The sequence below is a fragment of the Kitasatospora sp. YST-16 genome (assembly GCF_026802215.1).
Classification (GTDB): Bacteria; Actinomycetota; Actinomycetes; order Streptomycetales; family Streptomycetaceae; genus Kitasatospora; species Kitasatospora cineracea.
The window spans coordinates 4,170,258-4,187,125 of record NZ_CP113837.1 but is presented as its reverse complement, the minus strand read 5'-3'; the positions used below and the strand labels follow the sequence as shown (position 1 = coordinate 4,187,125).

12 protein-coding genes are annotated in these 16,868 nt (G+C 74.9%); 5 read left to right on the top strand and 7 right to left on the bottom strand.

The genetic code is table 11. From position 1 onward, the window contains the following. Positions 1–14 precede the first annotated feature (14 nt). From OU787_RS19250 to OU787_RS19220, 7 genes are all read right to left on the bottom strand, one after another. Complete coding sequence (locus OU787_RS19250; protein ID WP_268660117.1) at positions 15–2,276, bottom strand: TOMM precursor leader peptide-binding protein; 2,262 nt, start codon at positions 2,274–2,276, stop codon at positions 15–17. A 28-nt stretch (positions 2,277–2,304) separates the two neighbouring features. Continuing rightward, positions 2,305–5,553 (bottom strand): type 2 lanthipeptide synthetase LanM, encoded by a 3,249-nt coding sequence (locus tag OU787_RS19245; protein WP_268660116.1) that lies wholly within the window; start codon positions 5,551–5,553, stop codon positions 2,305–2,307. Position 5,554: 1 nt separating this feature from the next. Further along, positions 5,555–7,804 (bottom strand): ATP-binding cassette domain-containing protein, encoded by a 2,250-nt coding sequence (locus OU787_RS19240; protein ID WP_268660115.1) that lies wholly within the window; start codon positions 7,802–7,804, stop codon positions 5,555–5,557. Further along, positions 7,801–10,263 (bottom strand): ATP-binding cassette domain-containing protein, encoded by a 2,463-nt coding sequence (locus OU787_RS19235; RefSeq protein WP_268660114.1) that lies wholly within the window; start codon positions 10,261–10,263, stop codon positions 7,801–7,803. Before OU787_RS19235 ends, OU787_RS19240 begins: the two co-directional genes overlap by 4 nt. Continuing rightward, positions 10,260–11,141 carry a hypothetical protein gene (locus tag OU787_RS19230; RefSeq protein WP_268660113.1) on the bottom strand — a complete coding sequence of 294 codons (882 nt, stop codon included), beginning with the start codon at positions 11,139–11,141 and terminating at the stop codon, positions 10,260–10,262. The genes OU787_RS19235 and OU787_RS19230 overlap by 4 nt, the downstream gene beginning before the upstream one ends. Next, positions 11,138–12,376, bottom strand: a complete 1,239-nt coding sequence (locus tag OU787_RS19225; protein WP_268660112.1) for a cytochrome P450 — start codon at positions 12,374–12,376, stop codon at positions 11,138–11,140. Before OU787_RS19225 ends, OU787_RS19230 begins: the two co-directional genes overlap by 4 nt. A 131-nt stretch (positions 12,377–12,507) precedes the next feature. After that, on the bottom strand, positions 12,508–12,672 hold the full coding sequence (locus OU787_RS19220) for a hypothetical protein (RefSeq protein ID WP_157852240.1): 165 nt from the start codon (positions 12,670–12,672) through the stop codon (positions 12,508–12,510). Positions 12,673–12,947: 275 nt separating this feature from the next. Between OU787_RS19220 and OU787_RS19215 the strand changes: the two genes are divergently transcribed. The 5 genes from OU787_RS19215 to OU787_RS19195 all read left to right on the top strand — a co-directional run bounded on the left by OU787_RS19215 (position 12,948) and on the right by OU787_RS19195 (position 16,800). Continuing rightward, positions 12,948–13,898, top strand: coding sequence for an ABC transporter ATP-binding protein (locus tag OU787_RS19215; protein WP_268660111.1), 951 nt, complete (start codon positions 12,948–12,950; stop codon positions 13,896–13,898). Then, on the top strand, positions 13,895–14,704 hold the full coding sequence (locus OU787_RS19210; RefSeq protein WP_268660110.1) for an ABC transporter permease: 810 nt from the start codon (positions 13,895–13,897) through the stop codon (positions 14,702–14,704). The genes OU787_RS19215 and OU787_RS19210 overlap by 4 nt, the downstream gene beginning before the upstream one ends. A gap of 176 nt (positions 14,705–14,880) precedes the next feature. Continuing rightward, complete coding sequence (locus OU787_RS19205; RefSeq protein ID WP_268660109.1) at positions 14,881–15,363, top strand: ATP-binding protein; 483 nt, start codon at positions 14,881–14,883, stop codon at positions 15,361–15,363. Between the two features lie 314 nt (positions 15,364–15,677). Beyond that, positions 15,678–16,019 carry a hypothetical protein gene (locus OU787_RS19200; protein ID WP_268660108.1) on the top strand — a complete coding sequence of 114 codons (342 nt, stop codon included), beginning with the start codon at positions 15,678–15,680 and terminating at the stop codon, positions 16,017–16,019. A gap of 76 nt (positions 16,020–16,095) precedes the next feature. Further along, the gene (locus OU787_RS19195; protein ID WP_268660107.1) at positions 16,096–16,800 is read left to right on the top strand and encodes an ABC transporter ATP-binding protein; all 705 of its coding nucleotides are present in this window, start codon (positions 16,096–16,098) and stop codon (positions 16,798–16,800) included. Positions 16,801–16,868 lie beyond the last annotated feature (68 nt).

Below are 16,868 nucleotides of genomic sequence, written 5' to 3'. Positions count from 1 at the left end.
TGCCCCGCGTGCGGTCAGATGAAGATGGGGATCGGGTTGAGCTCGCTCTCCGGGGTCGGGGTGTCCAGCCAGCCGAGCCGGACCGGGACGTCGTAGAGCCGGCCGGGCGCGAACCTGGCCCAGAAGTGCCGCATGCCGGGGACGATCACCCGGGCGACGGGCAGCCCCACGTCGGGGCGGGTCTGGTCGGCGACCAGGAACTCCATGCCGCGGTCCTCGACGATCTTCTGGACGAGCGCGAGGTCGTCGGCGAGGTCGGGGCCCGCGAGCGGGAGCCAGCTGGCGGGGGTGGAGCGCGGGGCGTGCGGGTCGGGCAGCAGGTAGGGCTGGTTGGCGACGGTGGCGGTGGTCCACCAGGCCTTCTGCTCGGGGTCGGCGCCCGCGTAGCTGACCCTGCCGTGCTCGTCGCCGGCGACCGGGCCGAGGAACTGGTTCATCTCGGTCAGGGCGCGGGTGAGCGCGATGTGCGGGTCCAGGTGGGCGCCGAAGGCGATCAGCACGTCCTCGTTGGTGCCGTTGCCCGCGTCAACCCTCCGGGAGAACGCGCCGACCACGGGGATGCCGAAGTCGGCGGTCAGGTCGAGTGCCCAGATCTCCCGGCGCAGGCCGCGGTAGACCTCGCGGAGCTGGTCGACGTACGGGTCGCCGAAGGCGTCCAGGTCGACGGCGGGGCGCTGGACGCGGTTGTACCACCACAGGGCGACGGCGTCCCGTTCGACGAGTTCCAGGAAGCCCTGGAGGACGGCGTCCTCGAAGGAGGTGCCGGCCGCGCAGCCGTTGGAGTCGCCCGCGGCGTAGAACCGGCCGCTGTGCCGGTAGCCGTAGTACATCGCCTGGGTGGGCAGCCAGCGGTGGCGCTGCTCGGTCAGCGACCAGGCCGGGGACCACTCGATCGGGTCGTCCGCGCGGAACGGGACGGGGACGATGTTGAACATCGACTGCTTGACGTTCCAGCGGTCGCGCTCGGCGTACTGCTTCGCGGAGTACAGCAGGGTGCGCTCGGGGTGGATCGCGGCGTCGCCGAGTTCGGCGAAGGTCGCGGTGCGGCGGGCCTCGTCGCCCTGGAAGACGCCGGAGAAGCGCTCCATCGCCTCGCCGAGCGCGGAGGCCCGGGCCTGGACGTCGGTGCGGCCCTTGCCGCAGGAGACCGAGCGCAGGCCGGTGCGCAGCTGCTTGAGGTCGCCGCTCTGCCGGGACAGGTTCTGCCCGGAGACGTAGACCCGCAGGCCGGTGGGGGTGCGGGCGGCGGGGACCAGGGTGGTGACCACGCCGGTGACCGGGCTGAGCTGGGGGCGGTACTTCTCCAGCATGTCCTCGGGCGAGGCGGAGCGGTGGCCGCCGTCGGCGGTGAACGCCTTGGGGCGGGACTCGAAGGCGACGGGGGCGAGTTGGCGCCTGGAGACCATCGCGTCGTCGCCGCAGGACGGGCACTGCGGGCGGCGCACCAGGACGTGCTTCTCGCTCTCCAGCAGCACGGTGTCCAGGGTGGTGACGGCGGGCTGCGGCGGGCGGGCGCCGGCCAGCCACTTGGCGGTCTCCAGGGCGGCGAGCTGGGTGCCGAGCGCCAGGGTGGCGGGCAGGTGGGCGCCGGCGGTGGAGATCGGCTGGTCCTGGCCGAGGCGGTGCTGCAGGTAGCTGAGCGACTGCCGGTTGGCGGACAGCCGGTGCGCCAGGCACTCCCAGCAGCCCGAGCCGTCGGTGTCCTCGGCGTCCGGGCTGAACACCGGGCCGACCCAGACGATCGAGCCGACCGGGCGGGCCAGCAGCCAGGGGCGGCCGTCGGCGAGGGCCTGCCGGTTGCGTGCGGCCAGGCCGGGGTGCAGGTAGTCGTCGGTGAGGGCGACGGTGAACTCGGCGTCCTGGTCGACGGTGACGCCCGCGGCGGCCAGGGCGGCCAGGAACGGGGCCGGGTCGAGTTCGCCGTGCACCTCGACCCTGACGGTGGCGGTGCGCAGCGCGGTCATCGCGGTGTCGCCGTCCTGCCCGGCCATCTCGAAGAAGGCCGCGCCGGGGCGGTCGGTGGCCGGGTCGGCTGCGGTGACCCAGCCACCCGCCCGGAGCTTGTCGACGCCGGCGCGGAGCTTGTCGACGGGGACGACGCCGTCCAGGGCGGCGCCGATCTGCTCGGCGGTGCGGGTGCCGTCCAGCAGCGGGGCGAGGGCCTGGGCGAGCCGGCCGTCGACCACCGAGACGCCGCGCTCGGAGACCAGGTAGACGGCCTCGCCGTCGACCACGTACGGGGTGAAGTGGCGTTTGAAGCCGATGAGTTCGGACATGGCGGGTACTCCTCGAAGCGGCGCGCGGTCAGCGCAGGGTGGCGAGCGGGGCGGCGGAGGCGTCGTGCAGGCGCAGCAGCAGCAGGCCGACGGCGACGGTGCCGTCCAGCGCACCGAGGTTGACGGCGTCGTGCGCGGCCCGGTCCGGGAACCAGGTGCCGTGCAGGCGGTGGCGGGTGAGCAGTTCGCGGACCATCAGGGCGGCGGCCTCGCGGCCGTCGTAGAACGGGCCGGGCAGCAGCGCCTCGGTGGCGTCCTCGGGCAGCGTGTGCACCAGGCCCGCCTCGGCGGCGGTGAGCGCCTCGGTGGCGGCGGAGAGCAGGGCGCGGCCGGTCAGGGCGGCGAGTTCGGGGCCGGTGACGGGCGGGGCGAGGGCGCCGAGGTCGGCCCCGTCGACGGCGTCGGCGCCGAGCGAGACGGCGGTGTCCAGGCAGGCGAGCCGGCCGGCCCGGGTGCCGGTGGCGAAGCGGTGGGCGTGCAGCCGGGCCCGGACGTCCTCGGGGTCGGCGAGCAGCGCGGGGGCCTCGGCGAGGGTGCGGGCGAGCGCGGCGGCGATCGAGTCGGTGCCGCCGGGGACGAGCTCCAGGAAGTCGAACGCGGTTGTCTCGTCGGCGAGTTGGCCGAGGGCGGTGTCGGCGAGCTGCCGGATCGCCTGGTCGGTGTCGGCGTGGCCGGCGCCCGCGGCGCGGCGCAGCCGCAGCAGGTTGAGCAGCAGGCCGGCGGTGCCGAGCGGCACGTCGGCGTGCGGGGTCCGGACCGGGCGGCCGGGGCGGCTGGAGGCGGACTCGGCGACCGACATCGCGCCGGGGACCAGGGCCTGCGCGGCGGTGAGGAAGTCGGCCTCGCCGAGCAGCAGTCCGCCGCGGGCCAGGCCGTGGATGATCGCGCCGGGGCCGAAGAGGCCGCCGGGGACGGGCGCGCCGGAGGCCAGCCGGGAGTCCCCGGCGAAGGCGAACGCCTTGGGTTCGGCCGGGTCGATCAGCGCGGCGGCCTCGGCGAGCAGGGCGTGGGCGGCCCGGTGGAAGCGCGGTTCGCCGGTGGCGGACCAGAGTTCGGCGAGGAACAGGGCGATGCCGAGGGTGCCGGAGGCCAGGTCGGGGCCGAGCACCTCGACCTGGCGCAGGCCGGTGCCCGGGTACCAGCCCTGGGCGACCCAGCCGGTGCCGCGCCGGGCGGCCAGGATCCGGTCGCCGACGGCGACGGCCTCGCTCAACAGCTCGCCGGGGGACGGGGGTTCGGCGGCGGCCAGCGGCTTCATCGGCTTGGCGGGGGGCTCCTCGGTGCCGGCCCGGGCGGCGTCCACGCAGCCGGAGAGCACGGCGACGTGGGTGTCCAGGTCGAAGCCGTCGAGTTCGGCGACCCGCTGCTGCAGGCGCTGCCAGCCGGTGGAGCGGAAGTGGCCGGGGATCTCGCGGCCGTCGGCGGTGAACACCGAGGAGGAGGTGGTCAGCGAGCGGAAGAACGGGATGTCCAGGGTGCGGAAGGAGTCGAGCTCGGCGAGCACCACCTCCAGCAGGTCGCCGCGGTCCGGGTCGCCGGAGCGGGCGGTGACGGCGCCGCGCAGGGCGCCCGCGATGACGGTCTCCCGGGTCGCGCCGTCGTCCAGGGCGAGCGGGCTGGTGGAGGCGCGCAGGATCTTGTAGCCGTCCCAGGTGTGCCGCCAGATGTAGCGCACCCAGACGCCCCGGAAGCCGCTCAACGGCCCTTCGGCGTCGGCGAGTTCGCCGCGGATCCGGTACAGCGCGGCCTGCATCTCGCGGTAGCCGTCGACCACCTCGTCGCTGTACTGCCACGGGTCGGCGGGCTGTCCGTCGTGCACCGGCCGGTAGGCGGTGATGGGCAGCGCGGGCACGCCGGGGACGACCTCCAGGCTGCCGACCCGGGACAGGCAGCCGATGTCCAGGGCGTCGGTGCGCCCGGCCGGGGTCCACGCCTGGAAGGCCATCGCGGTGCGCACCACGGTGGTCTCCAGCTCGTCCAGCAGGGCGTGCTGGGCCTCCTTGAGCACCGGCGGGTTCTGCACGCGCGGGTAGAGCAGGCACTCCAGGTCGATCAGGACGGGGTGCTCGCCGTCTGCCAGCAGGTTGTCGGCCCACATGTCGCGGCCCTCCAGCAGCTGCACCAGCCGGATGGTCATGCCGAGGCGGCGGTAGAACCGGGCGAAGCCCGCGCGGTCGGCGCAGGGGCGGGACGGGACGAGCTCCTCCCAGCCGTAGTCGCCGGAGCAGTCGGTGCTGAGCGAGGCGCCGTGGCCGTCGTCGCCGCGGTCGGAGCGGACCAGCACGGTGCGCAGCGGCAGGTCGAGGCTCAGTTCGCGGTTGAGGCGCTCGACCAGGCCGAGGAAGGCGGTGGCGTGCCGCATGTCCTTGGGCTTGTAGACCACGCCCGCGCCGCTCTCGAAGCGCAGCAGCGCCACCGAGCGGCCCTGGGCGTGCCGGTCGCCCGCGTCGCCGTGCACCGAGTCCAGCGCGCCCGGGTCGGTGCCGCCCCACATCTGCTCGACCAGGCCGGCCCGGTCGGCGGAGAGCCGGGCGAACATCTCGGTGTACATCTCCTGCCACTGCCGGCAGACGGTGCCGATCAGGTAGGCCAGCGCGGGCAGCCGCTCCAGCCGGGCCAGCCAGCCCGCGGCGGAGGCGTCCGGGCCGCCCTCGGCGTCCCAACTCGTGGCGCGGGGACGGCCGGTGGCGAGCTGGAACTCCTGGCAGAGGGTGAGGTTGGCGACCTCGACCAGCCGTCCGGTCAGGGTGCCGACCACGTCGGCGCGGCCCTTCGCGGTGACCGGGACGCCCAGCACCGAGCCCTCCCCGGCGGGCAGCAGGGCGTCGGCGGCGGCCCGGAAGCCGGCCGCGACCGCGCCCGGGCCGGTGGCGGGCGCCTGGCTCTGGGCGCGCAGGAACACGGCCAGCGGGTACGCCCAACTCGGCAGCTTGGCCGGGTCGGTGAGGCGGACCCGGCGCAGGCCGTCGCCGAGCGGGCGGCCGGTCTCGGCGAGGTGGTCGAGCAGCACCCCGGCGGAGCGCTGGTCGCCCGCGGCGCGGCGCAGCCAGGTCTCGACGGCGGCGGTGCGGCTGCGCCGGTCCTCGGCCGGGTCGGGGGCGAACAGCGCCTGCCCGTCGTCGCGGGCCGCGGCGCGTTCCTCGAAGCTGGCGGCGGCGGCGATCACGGCGTGCAGCCGCTCGTCGGCACCGGGCAGGCCGGGCAGCAGGGCGGTCGTCGGGGCCGCGTGGCCCGGGGTTCCGGCGGTGCGGAGCCAGGTCTGAACGTCGAGCGACATCTCACATCTCCTGGAAGCGGGCGAGGCGGGTGAACAGCGGTTCGGTGCCGAGCAGTTCGCGGTAGGTGCCCTCGGCGGACACCCGGCCCCCGTCCAGCACGTAGATCCGGTCGGCGGTGCGGATGGTGCTCAGTCGGTGGGCGATCACCAGGCGGGTGCGGTCGAGTCCGGCGACGGCCTCGGCGACCCGCTGCTGGGTGGCGTTGTCGAGCGCGGAGGTGGCCTCGTCGAGCAGCAGCACGGCCGGGTCGCGGACCAGGGCGCGGGCCAGCAGCAGGCGCTGCACCTGGCCGCCGGAGAAGCCCTGGGCGTCCTCACCGACCCTGGTGCCCAGGCCCATCGGCAGGGCGCGCAACTCGTCGGCGATGCCCGCGAGTTCGGCGGCGTGCCAGATCCGCTCCTCGTCGATGTCGGGGTCGGCGCCGGCCAGGTTCTCCAGCAGCGAGCCGCGCAGCATCCGGCCGTGCTGGAGCACCGAGCCGAGCTGGCGGCGCACCAACCGGGCGTCCAGCGAGGTGAGTTCGCGCCCGTCGTAGCGGACCGCGCCGGACTCGGGCCGCTCGAAGCCGAGCAGCAGCCGGACCAGGGTGGACTTCCCGGCGCCGGACGGGCCGACCACCGCGACGAACTCGCCGGGCTCGGCGTGCAGCGACACCCCGTCCAGGGTCGGCAGCGCACTGCCCGGGTAGCGGAACACCACGTCCTCCAGGGCGAGTTGCCCCTTCAGGCGGCCGGGGTCGGCGAGCTGCCCGGCCCGTTCGGCGGCGTTCACGGCCGGCTCGGCGAGGATCGGCCGCAGCCGCTCCAGCACCGGGGCGACGCCGTACGCGCCGGCCGCGGCGTGGGTGACCTGGCCGAGCGCCAGGGCGACCTGTCCGGCGGCCACCCCGGCCGCCATCAGGTGCCCGGCCTCGGCGGCCGGGCCGAACGTCGCCCCGGCCAGCAGCACGGCCAGCAGCAGGGGCTGCAACGCGGTGGTGAGGGCACCGGAGAGCGCCTCGGTGCGCATCGCGGCGGCGTCGGCGCGCTTCTGCCCGGCGAACGGGACGGCCCAGCGGGCGAACGCCTGGATCTCCCGGCCGGCGGTCTGCACCTTGTCGATGCCCAGCAGCAGCCCGTACAGCACCCCTTGGAGCTGCCCGTGCGCCGCGTACACCTTCGACTCGTGCTCCTGGCGGCGACGGCCGAGCAGCAGCAGCGCGGCCGTCACCGCCAGCACGGCGAGCAGCAGCAGCCCGCCGAGCCGCCAGTCCACCAGCAGCAGGACGGTCAGCCCGGTGACGGCGAACACCGCGCCCAGCACGGCGCCCACCAGCACCTCCGAGAGGGCCTGCCGGGCCTGCGCCACCGCGTTCGCCCGGTGCACCAGGTCGCCCGTGGTGTAGTCGCGGAAGAACCTGGCGTCCTGGGCCAGCAACCGGTCCCAGACGGCGGGTTCGAGCGCGTGCTGCACCCGGCTGGTGAGCCGGACGGCCGCGGTGTTGCGGACCAGCGTGAGCAGCCAGGACGCCACCACCGCGGAGCCCAGCAGCACGGCCAGCCAGCGCACCGGGTGCCGTTCGGCCAGCAGCAGGCCGGGCAGCAGCACTCCGGTGGACAGCGGGACGAGCAGGCCGAGCAGCGCCGACACCAGACCCGCCGCGCTCAGCACCCCGAGGTCCCGGCGGGCACCGGGCACGGCGAGGGCGAAGCGCAGCAGGTCGGCCGGGGTCGGGCACCCCGGCGGCAGCGGCGGGTACAGCAGCAGCGCCTGGCGGCTCAACCCGGAACGGGTGGCAGCCCGTTCCGGGTCCGGGTCGTGGCGGCGGTGCCGCCCGGCCCGGGGTATCAGGGCGATCGGCCGGCCGTCCTCGGCGGCGAACGCCACCATCGGCCCGGCCGTGCCGCTCTCGTCCCCGCCGGCCAGGGTGACCGGACGCCAGCGCACCCCGGCCCGGCGCAGCAGCGCCGTCACCGGATCGGCGGCGTCCCGCACCGCGGCGGGGACCTCCTTCGGCACCGCGACGCCCAGCGCCCGCAGCACCTCCCGCGCCTGGTCCGCGCGGTGGCGCGGCGCTGCCGGCGAGGTGCCGCCGGGGCGCGGGGAGGTGTGCGGACGGCTGTCGGCGGTGCCCAACTCGGCCAACACGTCCGCGAGCGCGGTCCGGTTGGCCGCCACGGTGGCGTCGATCCGGGTCGCCGGATCGCGCTCCTCGTCCCCCGCGGCGGTCTGCGACCCGCCCCGACGGGCGGCGGTGATGGTGGTGCTCATGCCTGCTCCTCCGTCCGGGCGGGGCGGTTCTGGGTGGGCCGGGTGGTCTGGGCTGTCTGGGTTGTCTGGGTGGGGTCGGGGGTCTGGGTGGGGTCGGGGGTCCGGGTGGGCTCGGAGGTCCGGGTGGGCTCGGAGGTCCGGGTGGGCTCGGCGATCCCAGCCCGCCCGGCAGGAGCCGACTCGCGGAGCAACTCCCGGTAGGGGCCGTCTTGTTCGGCGAGTTCGGCGGGTGGGCCCTGCTGGACGATCCGGCCCTCGCGGATCACCACGACCCGGTCGGCGGCCTGGATGGTGCTGAGGCGGTGGGCCAGGACCAGGCAGCTGGTGCCGCGGCGGCGCAGGTGGGCGTTGACGGCGGCCTCGGTGTGGGCGTCGAGGGCGCTGGTGGCCTCGTCGAGCACGATCAGGGCCGGGTCGAGGGCCAGTGCCCTGGCGATCTCCAGGCGCTGGCGTTCGCCGCCGGACCAGTTGCGGGCGTCCTCGTCGATCGGCGCGTCCAGTCCGCCGCGGCGGCGGACCAGTTCGGCGGCTTCGGCGTCGGCGAGGGCGCGGTGCAGGGTGTCCTCGTCGGCCGACGGGTCCCAGAGCGTCAGGTTCTCTCGGACGGTGCCCTCGAAGAGCCGCAACTGCTGTTCCACGTAGGCGACCTGGCCGGTGACGACGCCGCGGTGCCAGTCATCGCGGGGGCGCCCGTCGAGCAGCACCTCGCCCTTCCAGGGGCGCAGCACGCCGGCCGCGAGCCGGGCCAGGGTGGACTTGCCGCTGCCGCTGCCGCCGACCACGGCGACCCACTCGCCGGGGGCGATCCGCAGCGAGATGCCGGCGAGGGCGGGCGGCCGGTTCGGGTCGTAGCCGAACTCCAGGTCGCGCAGTTCGAGTTCGCCGCGCAGCCGGACCGGCTCGGCGGGGGTGTCGAGGACCGGGGCGAGGTACGGGTCGACCTCGCTGGTCTCGATGTCCTCCAGGAGGGCGTTCTGGGCCCGGGCGACGGTGAACTCGGCTCCGGTACCGACGAGTTGGGAGACCGGCAGGAGGAAGCCGTTGAGCAGCAGCAGGAAGGCCAGCAGGGTGCCGAAGGAGAGCGAGCCGGCCAGCAGCAGGGCGGTTCCGGCGATCACCGCGGCGGCCGCGGCGGCCGAGTTGAGGGCGCCGGGCAGCGAGAGCGGCACCAGGACGGTCTCGGCGACCCGCTGCCCGGTGTGGGCGGCGCGGGCCTGCCAGCCGGCCCAGGAGCGGAACAGCGCGTCCTCGGCGCCCTCGGCCTTGACGGTCTCGATCGCCGAGACCCCGGCGAACGCGACGCCGTCGCGCTTGTGGCCCTCGGCGTGCAGCCGGTGGATCATGCCGCCGCGCCGCCGGTCGGCGGAGCGCAGCGCGAGCGCGTCCAGGGCGGCGACGGCGAGCGGGATCGCGGCGAGCTTCGGGGCGAGCCAGAGCAGCGCGGTGAGGTGCACGGCGGCGGCGGCCAGTGAGGAGGCGGCGCCCGCCACCCGGTAGGAGAGCAGGTTGGCCAGGCCGTCGTTGAGCTGCACCCGGGTGACCAGGCCGCCGAGCTGGCGGCGGTGGAAGAACGCCCCGGGCAGCCGCAGCATCCGCCACAGGAAGGCCGCCGAGGAGCGGGCGGCCATCGCCTCCAGCACCCGGTTGACCATCGCGGAGCGCAGCCAGTTCCCGGCCAGGACCAGTCCGGTGACGGTCAGGCCGGCCAGCGTGAGCGGCACCGCCCAGCCGCTCGCGCCGCCGTTGACCACGGCGGACAGGTAGGTGCGCAGCAGGAACGCGGAGGCCACGCCGGGCACCGTCATCAGCATGCCGACCAGCACCGCGGCCAGCATCGGCCAGGCGTAGGGCCGCAGCCGGGCGCCGAGCGAGCGCAGCAGCGGGAAGCGGCGGCCGCCGCGTTCGAAGTCGGGGCCGGGTTCGAAGCCGACGGCGATGCCCGCGAACGACTCCCAGAACTCGGCCGGGGTGGTCGAGTAGGAGCCCAGCGAGGGGTCGTTGACGTGCACCCGGCCGCGCTTGACGCCCTCGAAGACGGCGAAGTGCGGGCCGGTGACCAGCACCATCGACGGCACCGGCACCGCGTCGAGGCCCTCCAGCCGCTCGCCCTCGCGGCGCACCACCCGGCGGCCGCGGGCCAGCAGCCCGTACCGCCCGGCGGCGCGGGCGACGGCGGCGGCGCTGACCCCGTCCCGGCTGACCCCGCAGGCCCGGGACGCCTCGTTGAGCGTCACCCGCCGCCCGAACGCGCCGAGCACCACGGCGAGGCAGGCCGCCCCGCAGTCCTGCTCCTCCATCTGCGGCACCACGGGCGTGCGCAGGTAACTGCGCGGCTTCTTGCACCTGGGGGCGGTCGTCGGCTTCGGCTTCGGTGCTGCGGGTCCGGGGGTGCCGCTGCCGGCGGTGCGCGGTTCGGTGCCGGCGGGCGGTTCGACGGTGGCGCTCTGCGCGGGCTTCATCGCTTGGCCTCCTGTCCGAGCACCGCCTGGTACGGGTGCCGGCTGCCGAGGTCGACCCGGACGTCCAGCGCCAGCGGCCCGTTCAGCGCGACGCCCTGCGGGAGCCGGGCGTACGCCACCCAGACGGGGGCCGGGCCGGCGGGCAGGCCGGGGACGGCGACCGGCAGGGTGCCGTCGAGCGAGTCCGCGCGGACGGGCAGCGGCTCGACCCGGTCGACGACGGCGCGGACCGCGCCCCCGCCCGGGGCCGGGACGAGCACGGGCAGGCCGGGGGTGAGCTTCGCGGCGTCCTTCGGGTTGTCCAGCAGCAGCCGGACGGTGGGCGGCGCGGCGGCCGCGTCCAGCGTCAACACGGGTGCTCCGGGCGCGAGTTGGTCACCTGGCGCGGCCAGCAGGGCGCTGACGGTGCCGGCCGCGGGGGCGGTCAGCCCGGCGTCGCCGACCAGGGCGAGCACCTGGCCGGCGACCACCCGCTCGCCCGGCCGGACCTCGAACTCGACCAGGCTGCCCGCGCGTTCGGCGGCCACCCGGACGGGCGCGTCCCCGTGCGCGGCGACCGCGTGCACGGTCAGGGTGTGCGGCAGGCGCCCCCACACCGTCCAGCTCGCGCCCGCGCCGACGGCCAGCACCAGCGCGGCACCGGCCAGCCACAGCCGGGCCCCGACCAGCCGCACCGGCTGGTCGAGCCCGGGTTCGAGCACGGCGGCGGCCCGGGCGGCGGCGACCGCGGCCGTCTGCGAGCGCGCCTGCGGCGCGGCTGCCGTAGCGGCTTGCGGCCCGGCTGCTGGAGCGGCCTGTGCCCCGGCCGTCGGCTCGGCTGCCGGTACGACCGCCGACTCGGCCGTCGGCTCGGCTGTCGACTCCGTCGCGGTGCTCATGCCGCCACCTCCATCAGTTCGGTGCGCGGCGGGCAGGCCACCGGCAGTTCGCGCACTCCGCCGAAGGCGAACTGTTCGTTCCGGCGGGCGGTGGCGTCGGTCAGCGTGGTGCTCAACTCCCTTACGGCGTCGGCCTCGGCGAGGCCGCGCAGGACGGCGGAGCCGGCGATCAGGGAGAGCGGGGCGCCCAGGCAGTGGTGCGGGCCGTGGCCGAAGGCGAGGTGTCCGCGTTCGGGGCGGTCGGGGTCGAAGCGGTCGGGGTCGGCGAAGCGGCGCGGGTCCCGGTTGGCGGCGGCGTACAGCAGCATGGCGACGCTGCCGGCCGGGACGGTGGTGTCGCCGAGCGCGACCTCGCGGGTCAGGGCGCGGGCGCTGGCGCGGACGGGGCTGCCGAGTCGCTGGGCCTCGTCGAACACGGCGGCGGCCAGCGCGGGTTCGGTGCGCACCCGGGCGGTCAGGCCGGGGGTGCGGATCAACTCCCAGGCGGCGACGGCCAGTCCGGAGGTGAGCGTCTCCAGGCCGTTGGCCAGCAGCATCACCACGAAGGCGAGCAGTTCCTCGGTGTCGAGCCGGCCCTCGCCGCGCGCGGTGGTCAGCCGGCTGATCAGGTCGTCACCGGGGGCGGCGGCCCGGGCGGCGCACAACTCCTCGACGTAGGCGTGGAATTCGGCGAACTCGGCGTCGATCTCGGCGGCCTCGGGGCCGTCGCCGAAGGGGTCGAGCATCGCGCGGGCGACCAGGCTCGCCCAGCCGGTGATCCGGTCCTGCTCGGAGTCGGGGACGTCGAGGATGGCGCAGGAGACGGCGACCGGCAGCGGGACGGCCAGGTCGGCGACGAGGTCGAAGGAGCCGGCGGCGATCAGCGGGGCGAGCAGCCGGGCGGCGGTGCCCTCGATCCGCTCGCGCATCTGCTCCAGCCTGCGGTGGCTGAACGCGGCGGTGGCCAGCCGCTTGAGCCGGGTGTGGTCGGCGCCGTCGCGCATCGGCAGCATCCGGTTGACCACCCGCAGCAGCGCGGTGTTGCCCGCCCGGGGCAGGCCGACGGTGGTCGGGTCGACGTTGGTGCCGGGGTTCATCAGGACGGTGAGGATCTCCTGGTGGCCGGAGACCACGTACAGCGGGCCGAGGTCCAGCACGGGCGCCTCGGTCAGCAGCCGGCGGTAGAGCGCGGGTGGGTCCTGCTGAGCGGCGGGCTGCTGGATGAACCGCGTCAGCTCGTGCCGGAGGCTGTCCATGCCCGGCTCTCCTTCAATCTGGCGGTGGGGCTGGGTCGTTGGTGCCGGGCCTCGGGGGTGGGCCCCCGGTGCCGGAGCGGGGTGCGGGGGTGGGCCGCCGGAGAGCGGACCACCCCCGCACAGGTCCCGAATTACTCGGCCGCGACCTCGGCGACGGAGTTCGACACCGAGCTGAAGCTCGACACCGGGCAGGCGGCGGAGAGCAGGGAGGAGACGGAGACGCCGCCGTTGACGGTGTCCAGCTCCTCGACCTCGATGTCGAACTGCTCGTCCTTGTTGATCTCGTTCTGCGCCATGGGAATCTCCCTCGGTTTCGCGGCGCCGGCCCGCTTCTCGGACCGGCCGCCCCGGTTTACCCTTTTCTCGCCGCCCGCTTTCCCGGTTTCGCTTTTCTCCGGTTCCGCTCTCGGCGATGTCTCAACTATGACCGAGTTCCGAAAGTCCGTGCAGTAGGAGATGTCAGATTCCGCAGGGCGTAAATGTCACCGCCCGAGATGACATTTTGCACATGTTCTGACCTGCATCGATGCGCTACTTGCCGTTCCCCGTCCGCACCCGTCACGCTGCATGCATGACACCTCTTTCCGAGAATTCCCCGGCCGTGGAGGTAGTGGATCTGCGGCGCAGTTACGGCGATTACGAGGCGGTGCGCGGCATCTCCTTCTCGATCGCCCGCGGCGAACTCTTCGCCCTGCTCGGCACCAACGGTGCGGGCAAGACCACCACCCTGGAGGTGCTGGAGGGCTACCACCCGCCGACCTCCGGCCGGGTCCGGGTGCTCGGCCTGGACCCGTTCACGGCGGGCCCGCAGGTGCGCCGGCGCACCGGGACGATGCTCCAGGAGGGCGGGTTCTTCAAGGAGTTGACGGTCAAGGAGACCGTCGACTGCTGGCGCGCCTTCACCAGCGGGGCCCGGCCGACCGCCGAGGTGCTGGCGAGGGTCGCGCTGGAGCCGAAGGCCGGCACCCGGGTCTCCCAGCTGTCCGGCGGCGAGCGCCGCCGCCTGGACCTGGCGCTGGCCGTGCTGAACGACCCGGAGCTGCTGTTCCTGGACGAGCCGACCACCGGCATGGACCCGGAGGCCCGGCGCTCCACCTGGCGCCTGGTCGAGGAGCTGCGGGCGGCCGGCACCACGGTGGTGCTGACCACCCACTACCTGGAGGAGGCCCAGCAGTTGGCCGACCGGGTCGCCATCATGGACCGCGGCACGATCGCCGCCGCGGGCACCGTCGCCGAGGTGCTGTCCGGCCGCGGCGACCTGATCAGCCTGCCGCTGCCGCCCGGCCGCGAACTCGCCGCGCTGCCCGAACTGCTCGGCGCCGCACCGTCGTTGACCGGCGGCCGGGCGGTCTACCGGGTGCCCCGCTCGGCGCCCGCGCTGGCCGCGCTGCACGCCTGGGCGGCGGACCGGGGCGTCGAACTGGACGGCCTGGAGGTGCGCACCGGCTCGCTGGAGGACGTCTTCCTCGACCTCGCCACCGCCGCTGTCCCCTCCCCCACCCCCCTGGGAGCGTCCCGATGAGCTGGTTCACGTACGCCAAGGGCCAGTTCGCGCTGGACTGGAAGGTGTTCTGGCGCAACCGGCGCTCCACCTTCATCGGGTTCCTGCTGCCGGTGCTGCTCAACCTGGTGATCGCGGCGCCGCTGCGCGACAAGGAGATCGGCGGGGTGAACGCCGCCGGGTACGTGGCGGTCGGGCTGCTCGGGCTGGCCCTGGTGACCTCGTTCGTCAACCTGCTGGGCAGCGTGGTGTCGCGCCGCGAGGAGCTGGTGCTCAAGCGGCTGCGCGGCACCGAGTGCCCGCCGAGCGCGATCTTCGCCGGGCAACTGGGCGCGGGCGGCGTGGTGGTGCTGATCCAGGCGCTGGTGCTGGGCGGCGTCGCGGTGGTCTGGTTCGGCGCGCCGCTGCCGGCCGACCCGGTGCTGCTGCTGCTCACCCTGCTCGGCGGCTACCTGCTGTTCTCGGTGCTGGCGGTGGCCCTGTCGGGAGTGACGCCGTCCGCCGAGTCGGCGCCGCTGGTGGCCACGCCCGTCCTGGTGCTGTGCATGTTCGGCGCGGGCGTGTTCACCCCCGTCGCCGGCCTGCCCGGCTGGCTGCAGGGACCGGCCGGGGCCCTGCCGCTCTCCCCCGTGATCCGGGGGCTGCGCACCGCCTGGTTCGGCCGCGAGTTCGGCGCCGAGACCTGGGCCGGCGGCCCGCTCCGGGAACTCGACCTGCTGCACGGCTGGGCGGCGGCCGGCCCCTCGCTGCTGCTGCTCGCCGCCTGGCTGGCCGCCGCCGCGATGCTCTCCCGCCGCCTGCTGCGCTGGGAGCCCCGCCGCGGCTGACCCCGGCCGTCCTCCCCTCACCTCCGACCGGCCCGCCACGGCCGAAAGTGCCCTCCGCCAGGGGACTTCCGACCGTGGCGGGCCGGTGGCGCACCGTCGGAGTCTGGACCGTGCGGGCCGTCTCCTGTCGTCGGCGGGTGCCCGTGCCCGTGCCACAGCCCCCCCGGAGGTCCGCGATGCCCCGCAGCCGTCCACAGCTCAGCCTGCTGACGCTCGACAGCACCCCGGAGTCGGTCTCCGGGGCCCGCCGCCACACCGCCCAGGTCCTGCACTGCTGGCACGCCCGGGTCGAACTCTCCGACGCCGCCCGGCTGGTGGTCTCCGAACTCGCCACCAACGCGGTCCGGGCCCGCGGCGGCCCGCACGGCTTCACCCTCTCCCTGGTCCTCGACCGCGACCACCTCCTGGTCCAGGTCGGCGACCGGGACCCGCACCCGCCCCGCCCCCGCGAAGCCGGCCCCGACGCCACCGGCGGCCGCGGCCTCCACCTGGTCGACACCCTCTCCTCCCGCTGGGGCTACTACCGCACCGCCCCCGACGGCAAGGTCGTCTGGGCCGAACTCCCCGCCGGTGCCGCCGAAGACCTGCTCCCCACGGAGTGGCCCTACGCAGCGGTGGAGTCGAAAGCCCCCTCGGCAACGACTGCGTGCAGCCGCTGAGGAACCGCCCGCCCGCGCCGTCGGTGCCGCCCGAACTGCCGCCGGAGCCGGGTCCGAGCGGCGGCGCTGTCCCGGAAGCCGCCGCCCGGGATCACATCTGCAAGGACTTTTCCATGGCTTGAATTATTTTTTGCATGACTTAAATGGTGCTGCGAAAACCGCTGGAGCGATGGCAGGATCATCACGCCACGGGATCGCACACAGACGCTACGCACTGTGACGGCGACCCGGCGGCACTCATCTGGGGGGTGGGTGCGGCGCGCCAACGCCGCACCCTGCGCTCCCGCAGGCCACAACCTAGCGATGGAGAAGCAATGCGAAAGCGGGCAGCCATAGTAGCCGCCGTTGTCCTCGGCGGAACAGTCCTCATCGGCGCGCCGAGCGCGTCCGCCAAGGTCTGCGCGTCCAACAGCTGTTCAACGGCCATCGACAGCTGGAACGGCGTGCAGATCTGCGACGGCGACGCGGACGGCAATGCCGTGGAGAGCAACTTCTACCGCGACAACGGATCGCATCAGACGATCAAGGAATCGCGGGGCAACGGCAACTGCACCGGTAGCGGCAGCGACAGCGGCAACAAGGTGTACCGTCACCAGGCGCACCAGTTCCGCGACTGGGCACCGGACCTCTGGTCCAGCTTCGAGTACCGGTACTGACCAGTAGATACCGGGGGCGGCGCCGATCGGCGCCGCCCCGGCACTGTGTGCACCTAGCAATCGATGGGGAGCGGACATGGACCCGAGCGAATCCGCGCTCGGCGGGGTCGAGACGAGCGACCTCCACTACGGGATCGCCAACCGGACGCTGTTGAAGTCGGTGGACCTGAGCGTCGGAGCCGGGCGGAGCGTTGCGATCACCGGTCCGAGCGGATGCGGCAAGAGCACGTTGCTGGGTCTGCTCGCCGGTTTACTGAAGCCCACCCGAGGGACCGTCAGGATCGCGGGTGAAGACATCACCTCCCTCGCTCCCGGACGTCGGGCCGCCCTGCGCCTTCGCAGCATCGGCATGATCTATCAGTTCGGTGAACTCCTTCCCGAGCTGAGCCCGTTGGAGAACACGGCGCTGCCCGCGCTCCTCGCCGGAGTAGCCAGGGAAGAGGCGTACGCCCGCGGGACCGACCTGCTTGAGGGGCTCGGAGTGAAGAACGTCCTGGGCACGGACACCGGCGCACTGTCCGGCGGCGAGCGCCAACGCGTCGCCGTGGCCCGGGCGCTGATCGGGCAGCCCCAGGTGGTTCTCGCGGACGAGCCGACCGGCGCCCTGGACGGGAAGGCCTCGACGGCCGTCGCGGACCTCCTCTTCTCGTTGCCGGCACGGTACGGCTGTGCCCTGGTCGTCGTCACACACAACCCGCAGGTCGCGGCCCGGGCCGATCAGGTGCTGACGATGGCCGACGGCCGCCTCGCGCCGGCGGACAGTGCCGGAGTCCCCCGATGAGCGGGGCGCTCGGTCCAGCCGGGGGAGGTTCCACCCGTCCGGGGCCGGGGCGGCTCCGGATCGCCCTG